Raw genomic sequence first — 12097 nt, 5'->3', positions numbered from 1 at the left:
CGATGGATGTCACCGCCTCAAGCTGGCTGGTGATCGCCCTGGGTATCCTGGGCGCCAACCTGCCATTCCTGAACGAGAAACTGTTTGCCGCCGTGCCGCTGAAGAAGGCGGCGCAGGCAGAGCAGGGCTGGCGCAAGCCGCTGGCGCTGCGCCTGCTGGAGATGGTGATTCTGTACTTCATCGTCGGCGCCGTGGCGTTCGCGCTCGAAGCGCGCATCGGCAACGGTTTCCCGCAGACGTGGGAGTTTTACGCCATCACCGGCTGTCTGTTTCTGGTGCTGGCTTTTCCCGGCTTTGTAGCACGCTACTTGCGCAAGCGGCGCTAGCCCCATCGACCGAAAGCGGCGCCTCTGGCGCCGTTTTTTTTTATTGAGCATAATCAACGTATGAATACAGAACGCATGGATATGAATTTAACTGAGACCAAAGTGGACGGCGAACTCGTTTACCAAGGCGGCTTCCTGCGCGTGCAGCGCGACCGCGTGACCCTGCCTGACGGCAAGATCACGGCGCGCGAATTCATCCTGCATCCGGGCGCCGTCGTCATCCTGCCGCTGCTCGACGATGGCACGGTGCTGATGGAACGCCAGTACCGCTATCCGCTGGACCGTGTCTTCATCGAATTCCCGGCCGGCAAGATCGACGCCGGTGAGTCCCACCTGGCCTGCGCCCGGCGCGAGTTGCTGGAAGAAACGGGCTACACGGCCAGCGACTGGCAATTTGTTTCCACCATCCACAACGCCATCGCGTATTCCGACGAGCACCTGGAGCTGTTTCTGGCGCGCGGCCTGGTGGCCGGCGAGCGCCGCCTCGACGAGGGCGAGTTCCTGGAAACGTTTACGGCCACCGTGCCGCAGCTGCTCGACTGGGTCAAGGATGGCACCATCACGGACGTGAAAACCGTCATCGGCATCTTCTGGCTCGACAAGATCACCAGCGGCGCCTGGCAAGCGGCTTGATCCTGCGCATGCGCAACGCGATCTTCCTGCTGCTCGCCTGCGTCACCCTGGGTGCACAGGCGCAGGCGCGCACGCCGTTCCAGGTGCGCTGCGAAGACACGATCAGCAAGACGGTGTCCGTGCTGACGGCACAACAGAACGGCTACAGCATCGATACGCATCTGCCGTACAAGGCGCTGACGGTGATGAAGGGCACGGCGCGGGCCAACACTTGGGTGCTGGGACTGACGAAGACCGAGTCGCAAGTGCAAATCGGCCTGGCCGGACCCATGCTGCAAGATCCTGCCAGCGGCTACGAATGCGTGGCGCCGCAGATTTCCGTCAAGCTCAACTACGCTCCCGTGGTGATTTATATCGGCCGCGAGTTCGCCCCCGGCAGCTGCGCGTATGATGAGATACTCGCGCATGAACTGCGGCACATGAAAACCTATATGGAGCATTTGCCGCGCGTCGAAAAGACCGTGCGCGCCGCGCTGGCCAGGCGTTTCGAGGCGCGGCCCCTGTACGCGCCCAGCGGTACGGCCAAGGCGGCGCTGGCGCGCGAGATCGACACGGGCTGGTTGCCCTACGTCAAGGCCGAGATGCGCAAGGTGGAAGTCTTGCAGGCGGCCATCGATTCGCCGCAGGAATATGCGCGCCTGGGCAAGGCGTGCAAAGGCGAAATCCAGAACATATTGGCGGGCAAGGTACAGTCCGCCCAGCAGTGACAAGACAAGGAAGCGCATGACAGCAGCATCGAATCGTCCCCGTTATTTTGCGCTGATCCCCGCCGCCGGCGTGGGCGCGCGCATGGAAGCGGGCAGCCCCAAGCAATACCTGCCCATCGCCGGCAAGCCCATGCTGCGCCACGCCGTGGACGCCTTTCTCGCCAGCCCCCTGATCGCACATACCTACATCGTCGTCAGCGCCGAGGATGGGCTGATTGACACGGTCGTGCCGGAGCAAGGCGCAGGGTTTGGCATATCGGTGCTGCGCTGCGGCGGCGCCACGCGCATGGAAACGATCTTGAATGGCCTGCAGGCGCTGCACGGCAGCCTGGCCGCCCACGACCAGGTGCTGGTGCACGATGCGGCGCGACCCGGCCTGACGCCGGCGCTGATCGCCAAGCTCATTGCCGAAGTCGGTGCACATCCGGCCGGCGGCTTGCTGGCCTTGCCCGTGGTCGACACCGTCAAGCGGGCGGGGCCGGGCAGCCTGTCGGTGCAGACGGTGCCGCGCGACGGCCTGTGGCTGGCGCAGACGCCGCAAATGTTCAGCTATGCCTTGCTGCACCGGGCCTTGTCGCAAGCGCCCGATCCGCAGGCGATCACGGACGACGCCAGCGCCGTCGAAGCGCTGGGCCTGGCGCCCAGGCTCATTGAGGGCCACCCGCGCAACCTGAAGATAACCTTGCCGCGCGACATACACACGGCCGAGCTGTATTTGGCCAATTCATGACCTTACAAGAGACTTGCATGCACACAACGACTCCCGACCTCCCATTTCGCATCGGCCAGGGCTATGACTGCCACGCGCTGGTGGAGCACCGCGACCTGATCATCGGCGGCGTGAAAATCCCCCATCACCTGGGCTTGCTTGGCCACTCCGATGCGGACGTGCTGCTGCACGCGATTACGGACGCCATTTTCGGCGCCGCCGCCCTGGGCGACATCGGCCGCCATTTTCCCGACACGGACGCGCAATTCAAGGGCGCCGATTCGCGCACCCTGCTGCGCGAAGCCGTGCGCCGCGTGCAAGCCACCGGTTATATCATCGGCAATATCGACGCCACCATCATCGCCCAGCGCCCGAAAATGGCGCCGCATATCGCCGCCATGTGCGCCAATGTGGCCGAAGACCTGGGCGTGAATGTGAGCCAGGTCAACATCAAGGCCAAGACGAATGAAAAGCTGGGCTACCTGGGCCGCGAAGAGGGCATCGCGGCCGAAGCCGTGGCCTTGCTGCTGCGCGCCTGAGACGCCAACCATTGATCGATTAACGACAGGAGTAGCCATGTTCCAGTTACGCCGCACCAGCATCTTGCTTGCATGGGCATTGACGGCCGCGCCATCGGCCTGGGCCGAACTGCAAGCCACGGGCGAGCCGCCCGCCGCCAGACAGGGCTGGAAGGCCGAAACCGTCGCGCAGGGCGTGCGCCAGCCGTGGGGCATCGCCTGGCTGGGCGAGGGCCGCGCGCTCGTCACCAGCAAGCAGGGGACCTTGCATCTGCTGAATGGCAATAAATTCGAGGAGGTGGCGCTGGAAGGCATGCCCAAGGTGTTTACGGGCGGGCAGGGCGGCTTGCTCGATATCGTGCTGCATCCGCAGGATGCCAACAAGCCGAACCCGCGCGTCTACATGACGGTATCGACGGGCACGCATGACGCGAACCGCACGACCCTGGTGCGCGGCGTGTTCGATGGCAAGAAGGTGACGGGCATCGAGACCCTGTTCAAGGTGGCCACCGACAAGAGCGGCGGCCAGCATTTCGGTTCGCGCCTGCTGTGGCTGCCGGACGGCACTTTGCTGATGAGCGTGGCCGATGGCGGCAATCCGCCGCTGCGCGTCAAAGACCGCCTGGCGCGCGAGCAGGCGCAAAATCTCGCTACGCACCAGGGCTCCATCCTGCGCTTGACGGAAGACGGCAAACCGGCGCCCGGCAATCCGCTGGCGGCCAAGGGTGCCTTGCCGGAAATCTGGTCGTATGGTCACCGCAACGTGCAGGGACTGGCGCTCGATCCCGTTTCCGGCCGCGTGTGGGCCACGGAACACGGTCCGTACGGCGGCGACGAGCTGAACCTGGTGGTGGCGGGCGGCAACTACGGCTGGCCCCTGCAAAGCTACGGCGCCGACTACACGACGCATGAACCCGTCGGCAAGCATGAAGTGCCGGGCATGCTCAACCCGAGCGTGGCCTGGGTGCCGTCGCCGGCCCCGTCGGGGCTGGCCGTCTACACGGGCGACAAGATTGCCGCATGGCGCGGCAGCATCTTCAGCGGCGGCCTGGCGGCCAAGGATATCCGCCGCATTGCCGTCGATGCGAACGGCAAGGTGACGGGGCAGGACCGCCTGGCCATCGGCGCGCGCGTGCGCGACGTGCGCCAGGGGCCGGACGGCTATCTGTATGCGCTGACGGATGAAGACAACGGGCGTTTGCTGCGCATCGTGCCGCGGTAACACGGCCGGCGCCCACTTCGCTTAAGATGGCGCCTTTACTTCATTCAAGGTGGCGGCATGGCCCGTGATACTTATGCATACCGGCATGTCGCCGTCGAATCGCGCGCGATTCATGGTCGCGTGGAAATCCGCCCCGTGCCGGGCCAGGCGTTTTCGCCCGAGCTGGCCGTGCAGTGCTCGCGCCGCCTGGTCGACCTGCAACGCTATCCGCTGGGCAGCCGCTTTTTACTCTTTGCCAAGCTGACGGACCGCCTGGGCGGCACGCCCTTCCTGTATGCGTATCACGGCGATGCGGATGTGGTGATGACGCCGGCCGAAGTGACGAAATTCCTCGGCGAATTCCGGCGCGGCCGCATCTGATACCTACGACGCTGCGCAAGCCGCGCCAGCCTTGGTGCTGGCTTGCGGCTTGCCGAAGAGTGTGATCGTCAGGGCGCAGCCGAGGGCGAACACGCCGCCCACTACCATTGCGCTGGACACGCCCAGCCGGTCGACGGCCATGCCACCGAGCAAGGCGCCCGACGCCAGCGACACTTGCACGATGGCGACAAATAGCGCGCTACTGCCTTCCATCAAGTGTGGCGCGGCCTTGAACATCCACGTTTGCACGGCGATCGGCATGGCGCCGAAACCGAAGCCCCACACGGCCACCAGCAGCATCGCCGTCACCGAATGGCTGCCGAGCGCGGCCAGGGCCAGGGTGGACAGGCCCAGCACGGCGCCCGTCAGCATCAGCGCGGCCCGTTCGTAGCGGCCGGCGGCCCAGCCGCCCAGCAGGTTGCCGATGAAGCCGGAAGCGCCATATACCAGCAGCATGGCGCTGACGGTGCCGGCGGCCAGGTGCGAAATCTGCGTGAGGAAGGGCGCGATATACGTGTAGGCGGCGAACTGTCCCGTGAACAGCATGGCCGTGGCGATCAAACCCAGCCTGGCCTTGCGGATGCCGAAGATCATCGGCAACTGGCGCAGGCGGATGGCCTGTGTCGGCGGCAACCTGGGCAGCAGCAACAGCTGGCCGAGGAAGACCAGCACGGCAATGGCGCTGGCCGCGCCGAAAGCCACGCGCCAGCCCACCAGCTCGCCCACCAGCGCGCCGGCCGGCACGCCCGCCACCGTGCCCAGCGAGACGCCGGCGAAGATGATGGACATGGCGCGCGACGCATGCTGCGGTGCCACCAGGCGCGGGCCGATGGCGCTGCCGATGGCCCAGAAACCGCCCACGCCCACGCCCAGCATGGCGCGGCCCAGCAGTATCCACGCATACGAGGGCGCCAGCGCCACCAGCAGGTTCGACGCGACCAGCAGGGCGGTGAGCGCCAGCAGCACGATACGGCGGTCCAGGCGGCCCGAGCCGACGGTGACGAAGATGGCGGCAAATGCGGCGACGATGCCGGGCGTGGTGATCATCAGCCCCGCCTGACCCTTGCTGATGGCCAGTTCGGCGGCCATGGCGGGCAGCAGGCCGACGGGCAGGAATTCGGAGGTGACGAGGGCGAAGGCGCCGATGCCGACCGATAAGACGGCCAGCCACGGCGCCACGGTGGTATCGTCGTCAGTAGCGTTGGAGGGTGTGTGCATGTGAGGTTCCTGAAAAGCCGGGAGGTTTTTAACCGGTCGGTATATAATCAGGGCAGGCAGACAGTGTTGTCAATAATTTTTTACCGATCGGTATGAAACAAGATAAAAAAGAGGAAGCACCCAAGGCGAAAACGGGCCGGCCACGCACTTTCGACGCGGACGAAGCGCTCGACTGCGCCATGAAAGTGTTCTGGGAAAAAGGCTATGAAGGCAGTTCCCTGCCGGAATTGACGAAAGCCATGGGCATGAACCGGCCCAGCCTGTATGCCGTCTTCGGCAACAAGGAGCAGCTGTTCCACAAGGCGCTCGAGCGCTACAGTGACACGCGCATGCGGTTTTTCGATGCGGCGCTGGAACAGCCGACGGCGCGCCAGGTGGTGGAAGCCCTGCTGACGCAGTATGTCGATGCGCAAACCATGCCGGACGGCCCGCACGGCTGCATGGGCGTCAATGCGGCGCTCGCCTGCAGCGACGATGCCTTGCCGATCCGCGATGAATTGTTTGCGCGCCGGCTGCGCGGTGAAATCAAATTGCGCGACCGCTTGCGGCGCGCCAGGGAGGAGGGTGATTTGCCGCCCGATTCCTGTCCCGAGCAGCAGGCGCGCTTTGTCGTGACCTTGTCGCAGGGCATGGCCATCCAGGCGGCGGCCGGCGTATCGCGCGAGCAATTGCAGCAGATGGTGGGCTTGCTGCTGCGCAATTGGCCGATGTAACTACCCGGTCGGGGCAATGGTCTTGGCCAGGTCGCTGGACGCCTTGCGCCGCCAGGCGGCCGTCAGGGCGGCGGCCAGCATGTCCAGTTCGGCATCCGCCAGGCGCACCGTGATGCCGGCCAGACGTTCGCCCCACCACAGCTTTTGACAGCCGGACGGCGTGATGACGGTGGCGATATGCGCCGCTTCCGCATCGAGCAGCACGTTGATGTGCTCGTCGTCGGGCAGGGTGGCAAAGATCTTCCCGCCCACGCGGAAGGCTGGACGGTCGTGGTGTTCTTCCTCGCTGGTGTCGGGAAACGACAGTGCCAGATAGCGTAGTTCTTCCAGGTCGACCATTTCCTCTTTCCCCCTCATCGGACAGATAGCTGCATGTATGCATTTTGCCATGCTGTTTCGCCCCGTGGTGCAGCGGCATGCGAAAAGAAATGCGCGCCATGCGACAGTGGCGGCCCCGTCTGTGGTGCCGCCGCGACATGCCACGCGCCGCCCGCCTGGGCGCGCAGCCCCGGCATCAGCTTGGCACATGGCACTTTTCACTCGCCAGGAAAGTAATTGCCATAAAAATATCTTTCGTGGTTAAAAGAAAAATACTTTGCTTGTGTGGAATTTAAGATAGAATAGCTTCAACGTCTTACCTGACCCGTCAACTGTCTGGCTTTGTCCCGGGAACCCGCCCCCTTTCCAGGACGCTTGCAGTGCCGCCATGGCACGCCGCAAGTCCGCGCTGTTACGCGGAAGTTACGCTCCCGACCGCTCATGCTTGCAATGCCTTGCGCTATGCCGGAACGCCTCAATGCAGCGTGCGTTCGGCACCGGCGCCAGCGCCCGCCTGCCGCGCCCACTGAATATTTACTTATTGGATACCATTATGAAGAACTTGCCTAAAATCGCCCTGTCCCTGATCGCTGTCGGTGTGTTTGCCCACGCGAACGCCAGCACCATCACCGTGTCCACCGGTTTCTCGAACGCCAGCGCGCAAGCTTCCGCCGCCGCTTACCAGTCCGTGGTGAATACCGCCGTGGCTACGCCGGGTGCCGGTTATGGCACGACGACGATTGCCAGCTACAACAATGTCACGAATAGCAGCCTGTTCGGCAATGGTTCGAACATCGCCTTCAAGTCGGTGATCAATTTTGGCGTCAGCGCCACCGATGCGGGCGCCTGGAGCTTCCGCAGCGGCGTCGATTTCGGCAAGGGCGGCGCCCTGTTCCTCGACGGCGTGGCGCTGGACTTCAAGAGCAACGACATGTGGTGGGCAGGCAACTACAACAATGGCAGCCAGTTCCTCAGCGGTTCGAGCTCGCTGGCGGCCGGCAACCATACCCTGAGCATCTATGGCCTGGAAAACTGCTGCGATGGCGGCCAGCAAGCGCAGTTCAAGGCGGGCAACAGCAATTTCACCAGCTTTTCCAGCACCGATGGCCTGGTCTCGGCCGTGCCGGAACCGACTACCTACGCCATGCTGCTGATCGGCCTGGGCCTGCTGGGCTTTACGGCGCGCCGCAAGCAGCAAGCCAAGTTCTAAGTGTGATCGCCGACATCCGCGCCTGAGGGCGCGCGATAAAAAGCCCGCCGCGTCTGCAAGGACGCGGCGGGCTTTTTGCATGTGCGCTCCAGATCGCTTAATCGCCGCTGTCTTCGTCTTCGTCGGCACCCTTGGCCGCCTTGCCGCGCTCGGCGTCGACGGCGCGCTGCAGGCCGGCCGCATCGCGGAAGAACGCCTCCGTCGTGTGATTCGGGCTCAGACGCAGGGCCGGCGGGTAGATCGCCGACATGTAGGCCTCGTCGGCCAGGCGGCCGCTGATCTGCAGGTTGCTCAGCAAAATCAGAGTCGAGCCAAGGATGGCCAGCACGACGGCAACGAGGCCGAAGCGGCGCCGATGCCGGGGTTTGATCGTGCACAAATGGTAGTAGATCATGACGCAGACGATGACGATGAACAGATGCCGCCCATAGCGCGTCAGCACTTCCAGCGACAGCGCATACGCCGCCACGTTGCTGCCCAGTTCCCACACTTCCATGGCCAGCAAGCCGCAGCCGATGATGAACAGGTGGCGGCCGAAGCGCGCCACATGGCCGAACAGACGGTTCGCCACGGCCCAGATCGACGCCCACACGAGGCCGCCGGCCAGCGCGTAGGCGATGATCATCAGGTAGGAAATCGGCTCGAAGGCGTCCGCATCACTGAGCCAGTTGCTGAAGGCGGCCGAGGCGCCGATCATGGCCAAGCCGGCGACGGCGGGGCGCAAGCCTTCCCAGTCGTGCCTGGTGGTATCGCTCAGTTCGGGCGCCACCGGGTGGTCGCTGGCGCGCACGCGCAGGCGCGTGTGGCCCAGGCGCACGATGCTGTTGCCGCTCAAGGCCACTTGCAGTTGCCGTTGGCCCCGGTGGATCACGCCATTCTGGCTGCCCAGGTCGCGCAGCAGCAGGCCGCCTGCGCCGTCGTCCTCGACGATGGCGTGGCGGGCGGCCGTATGCGCGTCGTCGAGGATGAAGTCGTTGTCGTAGCCGCGGCCGATGCGGATCGGCAAGGAATCGATGCGCTGGCGCTGCTGTACTTCGCCATTCTCGGCGAGGATTTCGATGTAATAAGGCGGCTTCATGGCTTGCGGCTGCTTTCCCGCGACAGCGCTTCGAGGAAGGTGCGCGTAACGCGCATGCCGTTGGCGTAGGACACGCCGCGCGCGTCGATGCGGCTTTGCAGGCTCATGAGTGGCTCGTCGGTGCTGGCGGCCAGCAGGGCAAAGTCGTACAGTCCCGTAAACTTGCGGTAGGCGCGCACGCACAGCACGGCGCGCAGGGGCAAGGTCTTGTTCTTGACGAACTGTTCGGTGCAATGGGGCCCCGTCAGGTGCACGCTTTTGTAGCTGCCAAAACTTTCATTCTTGAACGAGGTGCTGGCCAGTTCGGAAAAGCGCAGCGCGCCCAGTTCGCTGCTGCGCAGGAATTCGTGGCGCATCGACACTTGCCCCGTCTGCAGGGCGCCGGAAATGAAGATGGCCGATTCCATGGCGCAGCTGGTGTTGTCGAGCATGTAGGGCTTGTCGGACTTGACGTTGGAGCGGCCCCAGCAGCGCATCTGGTCGGACTCGCGCACGGGCACGCGGTACGGGCCCATGGCTTTCAGGCTCAATGGCGTGTCGAGCAGGCGCGCCAGCATCACTTCCTGGTGCGCCAGCAGCTGCGCCGTCACCAGCGGCTTGAAGTCTTTCGGCGCCTTGCCTTGCTGGGCCACCTTGGCCAGCAATTGCTGCGCATAGCGGGCGGGTACGAGAAAACTGACGAGTTCGCCATCGAGGCGTTTCGAGACGTTCACGCCGGCCACGTCGCCGTTCGCGGTGACGCTGGGGCCGCCGCTCATGCCGGCATTGATCGGCCCCGTAAACATCAGCTGGTCGTAGAAGCTGCGCGTGACGACGCCGTTGTATGAGCCTTCCGAAATGGCGAAGCCCAGGTCCAGCGGATTGCCCATCGAATACAGGTACTGGCCCTGAGTCAGCGGTGCCAGCGGTTCCGGCATCTTGAAAAAGCCCGTGCCGTGGCGGTTCACGCGCAGCACGGCCAGGTCGTGCAGCACGTCGACGGCCAGCAATTCTACATTGCCGCGCTGGCCGCTGGTGTCGACCCATTCGCCCACGTAGGTATCGGGGTCGAGCGCGAATTGCGACACGACGTGATAGTTGCTCACCACCAGGTCGCCCGTGCCGATCAAAAAGCCCGAGCCCACCGACGATTGCGTGCGGCCATTTTTCAGCAGCACGCGCACTTGCAGGATGTCGGCGCGCGCGGCCGTGTACAGTTTTTGCGCGGCCGACGACGGCGGCGGCAAGGTTGCATGTTCGGTGGCGGCGGGCGCGGCGGTGGCCGGTGGCGGCTTGGCGGTGGGAGCCGCGTGTGCGCCTGTGGCAGCGCACAGGCTGGCCAGCAAGAAGGCGAAGTCAGATAATTTCATGCATCCTTTGTGCGTGAGCAGGAGCGCAGCGGGGGCGCGCTACTGCGCGCCAGCCCGGAATGTTTACAGGGCGCCGTCTTCCAGCGCCGGCGCCGTTTCCGGCGTCATCATGTGACCGAGCTTGCTTTGCTTGGTGTTCAGGTAATGCTGGTTGAAGGCGTTGCGGTTGACCAGCAGCGGCACCCGTTCGGCCACCGTGATGCCCAGCGCTTCCATGGCGGCGATCTTGCGCGGGTTGTTCGTCATCAAACGCAGGCTATTGATGCCGAATTGCGCAAACATGGGTTTGCACAAGGTGTAGTTGCGCGCGTCGGCCTTGAAGCCCAGCTGTTCATTCGCCTGCACCGTGTCGGCGCCTGCCTCTTGCAGGCGATAGGCGCGGATCTTGTTGATCAGGCCGATGCCGCGCCCTTCCTGGCGCAGGTACAGCAAAATGCCGCGGCCTTCCTCGGCGATGCGTTTCAAGGCGCCTTCGAGCTGGGCGCCGCAATCGCAGCGCTGGGAAAACAGCACGTCGCCCGTCAGGCACTCGGAATGCACGCGCGCCAGGACCGGTTCGCCGTTGCCGACATCGCCCAGCACCATGGCCAGGTGTTCCTTGCCCGTGGCGTGTTCGACAAAGGCGTGCAAGGTGAACTGGGCCCACGGCGTCGGCAGTGCGCAGGAAGTCGTGTAATCCAATTCGCCTGTCGCCAGGAGGTCTGCGCCGCTTTGCATGGTTGTGCTCATATAGGTAATTGTCAAAAATAAAAGGCGCGCGACACCACTGCGGTGCCGGCGCGCCCTGTCATCATACCAAAAAGCAGGGGAAACCATTTCCCCTGGCTGAGATTTGAAGGCTGGAATGCCTGGTGAACCCCCTCTAATTGCGGCCGGATCAGCCTTTTACAAGATGGCTGGCCTTGCCGAAGCCCCGTTGGGCCAGCGACCCTTATCGAGGCAGATCGAAGACCAGCACTTCGGCATCCTCGGCCTGCGTCAGCGTCACTGCGGCTTCTTGGGTCAATTTCAGCGCATCGCCTGCTTTCAGGGGCGTGCCGTTGACCACCAGGCTGCCGCGGATCAGGTGCACATAGGCAATGCGGCCTTCGTCCAGCGCATGTGCGGCTTGCTCGCCTTCCTGCAGGATGCTGGCGTAGATGGCCGCGTCCTGGTGGATCAGCACGGAACCCTGGCGCCCGTCGGACGAGGCGATCAAACGCAGCTTGCCCCGTTTGCTTTCCGGCGTAAAATGTTTCTCTTCATAGCTGGGCGCTATGCCCGTCACGTTCGGCTGGATCCAGATCTGCAGGAAGTGCAAGCCATCCGTGTTTGAATGGTTGAACTCGCTGTGGCGCACGCCGCTGCCGGCACTCATGCGCTGCACATCGCCGTAATGCAGCACGGAACCGGTGCCCATGCTGTCCTTGTGCTCGAGCGCACCGTCGAGCACATACGAAATGATTTCCATGTCGCGGTGGCCGTGCGTGCCGAACCCCTGGCCTGGCGTTACGCGGTCTTCATTGATCACCAGCAATGGGCCAAAACCCATGTGCAGCGGATCGTGGTAGCTGCCGAAGGAAAAGCTGTGGTGGGAATTGAGCCAGCCGTGGTTGGCGGCGCCGCGTTCTTCGCTGTGACGAATCTGTAACATGGTGGACTCCGTTTCTATCAATGAATGTGCGATAATTTCGAAGGAGCGTTGCCTGGCAGTTGCCGTGGCGCCGATGCTGCCCTTCGCTGTACGATGGAGCAAG

The 12097-nt window shown here is 64.0% G+C and carries 15 protein-coding genes; 9 read left to right on the top strand and 6 right to left on the bottom strand.

The annotated features are described in order from the left end of the window. Positions 1 to 2: 2 nt before the first annotated feature. The 7 genes from K0F86_RS06190 (at position 3) to K0F86_RS06160 (ending at position 4475) form a co-directional block, all read left to right on the top strand. Positions 3 to 326: a DUF2818 family protein gene (locus K0F86_RS06190; RefSeq protein ID WP_219133600.1), complete on the top strand. Its 324-nt coding sequence runs from the start codon at positions 3 to 5 to the stop codon at positions 324 to 326. A 75-nt stretch (positions 327 to 401) separates the two neighbouring features. Next, complete coding sequence (locus tag K0F86_RS06185; protein ID WP_219133599.1) at positions 402 to 959, top strand: NUDIX domain-containing protein; 558 nt, start codon at positions 402 to 404, stop codon at positions 957 to 959. Between the two features lie 8 nt (positions 960 to 967). Then, positions 968 to 1666: a hypothetical protein gene (locus K0F86_RS06180; protein ID WP_257572009.1), complete on the top strand. Its 699-nt coding sequence runs from the start codon at positions 968 to 970 to the stop codon at positions 1664 to 1666. Positions 1667 to 1682: 16 nt separating this feature from the next. Then, entirely contained in the window at positions 1683 to 2396 is a 714-nt protein-coding gene (ispD, locus tag K0F86_RS06175; protein WP_219133597.1) for a 2-C-methyl-D-erythritol 4-phosphate cytidylyltransferase, read from the top strand. A gap of 17 nt (positions 2397 to 2413) precedes the next feature. Further along, a complete protein-coding gene (ispF, locus tag K0F86_RS06170; RefSeq protein WP_219133595.1) occupies positions 2414 to 2914 on the top strand; it encodes a 2-C-methyl-D-erythritol 2,4-cyclodiphosphate synthase in 501 nt (166 codons plus the stop codon). Between the two features lie 37 nt (positions 2915 to 2951). Then, entirely contained in the window at positions 2952 to 4115 is a 1164-nt protein-coding gene (locus K0F86_RS06165; protein ID WP_219133593.1) for a PQQ-dependent sugar dehydrogenase, read from the top strand. A 57-nt stretch (positions 4116 to 4172) separates the two neighbouring features. Continuing rightward, positions 4173 to 4475: a hypothetical protein gene (locus K0F86_RS06160; RefSeq protein WP_219133591.1), complete on the top strand. Its 303-nt coding sequence runs from the start codon at positions 4173 to 4175 to the stop codon at positions 4473 to 4475. Between the two features lie 3 nt (positions 4476 to 4478). Here K0F86_RS06160 and K0F86_RS06155 read toward each other — a convergent pair whose 3' ends face one another. Further along, positions 4479 to 5693, bottom strand: a complete 1215-nt coding sequence (locus K0F86_RS06155) for an MFS transporter (protein ID WP_219133590.1) — start codon at positions 5691 to 5693, stop codon at positions 4479 to 4481. 92 nt (positions 5694 to 5785) lie between these two features. Between K0F86_RS06155 and K0F86_RS06150 the strand changes: the two genes are divergently transcribed. Further along, positions 5786 to 6406 carry a TetR/AcrR family transcriptional regulator gene (locus K0F86_RS06150; RefSeq protein ID WP_219133589.1) on the top strand — a complete coding sequence of 207 codons (621 nt, stop codon included), beginning with the start codon at positions 5786 to 5788 and terminating at the stop codon, positions 6404 to 6406. Here K0F86_RS06150 and K0F86_RS06145 read toward each other — a convergent pair whose 3' ends face one another. Then, complete coding sequence (locus K0F86_RS06145; RefSeq protein WP_219133587.1) at positions 6407 to 6745, bottom strand: MmcQ/YjbR family DNA-binding protein; 339 nt, start codon at positions 6743 to 6745, stop codon at positions 6407 to 6409. It abuts the gene before it with no gap. A gap of 532 nt (positions 6746 to 7277) precedes the next feature. Between K0F86_RS06145 and K0F86_RS06140 the strand changes: the two genes are divergently transcribed. Beyond that, complete coding sequence (locus K0F86_RS06140; protein ID WP_219133585.1) at positions 7278 to 7934, top strand: CCXG family PEP-CTERM protein; 657 nt, start codon at positions 7278 to 7280, stop codon at positions 7932 to 7934. A gap of 97 nt (positions 7935 to 8031) precedes the next feature. Here the strand turns inward: K0F86_RS06140 and K0F86_RS06135 are convergent, their stop codons facing one another. The 4 genes from K0F86_RS06135 to K0F86_RS06120 all read right to left on the bottom strand — a co-directional run bounded on the left by K0F86_RS06135 (position 8032) and on the right by K0F86_RS06120 (position 11994). After that, positions 8032 to 9012, bottom strand: a complete 981-nt coding sequence (locus K0F86_RS06135; RefSeq protein ID WP_219133583.1) for an FHA domain-containing protein — start codon at positions 9010 to 9012, stop codon at positions 8032 to 8034. Continuing rightward, complete coding sequence (locus K0F86_RS06130; protein WP_219133581.1) at positions 9009 to 10361, bottom strand: serine protease; 1353 nt, start codon at positions 10359 to 10361, stop codon at positions 9009 to 9011. Before K0F86_RS06130 ends, K0F86_RS06135 begins: the two co-directional genes overlap by 4 nt. 63 nt (positions 10362 to 10424) lie before the next feature. Next, positions 10425 to 11078, bottom strand: coding sequence for a GTP cyclohydrolase II (gene ribA, locus K0F86_RS06125; RefSeq protein WP_141170130.1), 654 nt, complete (start codon positions 11076 to 11078; stop codon positions 10425 to 10427). A gap of 214 nt (positions 11079 to 11292) precedes the next feature. Then, positions 11293 to 11994, bottom strand: a complete 702-nt coding sequence (locus tag K0F86_RS06120; RefSeq protein WP_219133579.1) for a pirin family protein — start codon at positions 11992 to 11994, stop codon at positions 11293 to 11295. Between the last annotated feature and the right edge of the window lie 103 nt (positions 11995 to 12097).

This window comes from Janthinobacterium sp. UMAB-60, from assembly GCF_900095235.1.
Lineage (GTDB): Bacteria > Pseudomonadota > Gammaproteobacteria > Burkholderiales > Burkholderiaceae_D > Janthinobacterium.
Note: the sequence above shows the minus strand (reverse complement) of the source record. Positions and strands in the feature narration are given on the sequence as shown.

What these genes read in the sequence shown, in the direction of transcription:
- K0F86_RS06140 (WP_219133585.1), top strand. Translation starts at nt 7,278, where the DNA reads ATGAAGAACTTGCCTAAAATCGCCCTGTCCCTGATCGCTGTCGGTGTG.
- ispD (WP_219133597.1), top strand. Translation starts at nt 1,683, where the DNA reads ATGACAGCAGCATCGAATCGTCCCCGTTATTTTGCGCTGATCCCCGCC.
- ispF (WP_219133595.1), top strand. Translation starts at nt 2,414, where the DNA reads ATGCACACAACGACTCCCGACCTCCCATTTCGCATCGGCCAGGGCTAT.
- K0F86_RS06150 (WP_219133589.1), top strand. Translation starts at nt 5,786, where the DNA reads ATGAAACAAGATAAAAAAGAGGAAGCACCCAAGGCGAAAACGGGCCGG.
- K0F86_RS06145 (WP_219133587.1), bottom strand. Translation starts at nt 6,745, where the DNA reads ATGGTCGACCTGGAAGAACTACGCTATCTGGCACTGTCGTTTCCCGAC.
- ribA (WP_141170130.1), bottom strand. Translation starts at nt 11,078, where the DNA reads ATGCAAAGCGGCGCAGACCTCCTGGCGACAGGCGAATTGGATTACACG.
- K0F86_RS06130 (WP_219133581.1), bottom strand. Translation starts at nt 10,361, where the DNA reads ATGAAATTATCTGACTTCGCCTTCTTGCTGGCCAGCCTGTGCGCTGCC.
- K0F86_RS06190 (WP_219133600.1), top strand. Translation starts at nt 3, where the DNA reads ATGGATGTCACCGCCTCAAGCTGGCTGGTGATCGCCCTGGGTATCCTG.
- K0F86_RS06180 (WP_257572009.1), top strand. Translation starts at nt 968, where the DNA reads ATGCGCAACGCGATCTTCCTGCTGCTCGCCTGCGTCACCCTGGGTGCA.
- K0F86_RS06120 (WP_219133579.1), bottom strand. Translation starts at nt 11,994, where the DNA reads ATGTTACAGATTCGTCACAGCGAAGAACGCGGCGCCGCCAACCACGGC.
- K0F86_RS06155 (WP_219133590.1), bottom strand. Translation starts at nt 5,693, where the DNA reads ATGCACACACCCTCCAACGCTACTGACGACGATACCACCGTGGCGCCG.
- K0F86_RS06135 (WP_219133583.1), bottom strand. Translation starts at nt 9,012, where the DNA reads ATGAAGCCGCCTTATTACATCGAAATCCTCGCCGAGAATGGCGAAGTA.
- K0F86_RS06185 (WP_219133599.1), top strand. Translation starts at nt 402, where the DNA reads ATGGATATGAATTTAACTGAGACCAAAGTGGACGGCGAACTCGTTTAC.
- K0F86_RS06165 (WP_219133593.1), top strand. Translation starts at nt 2,952, where the DNA reads ATGTTCCAGTTACGCCGCACCAGCATCTTGCTTGCATGGGCATTGACG.
- K0F86_RS06160 (WP_219133591.1), top strand. Translation starts at nt 4,173, where the DNA reads ATGGCCCGTGATACTTATGCATACCGGCATGTCGCCGTCGAATCGCGC.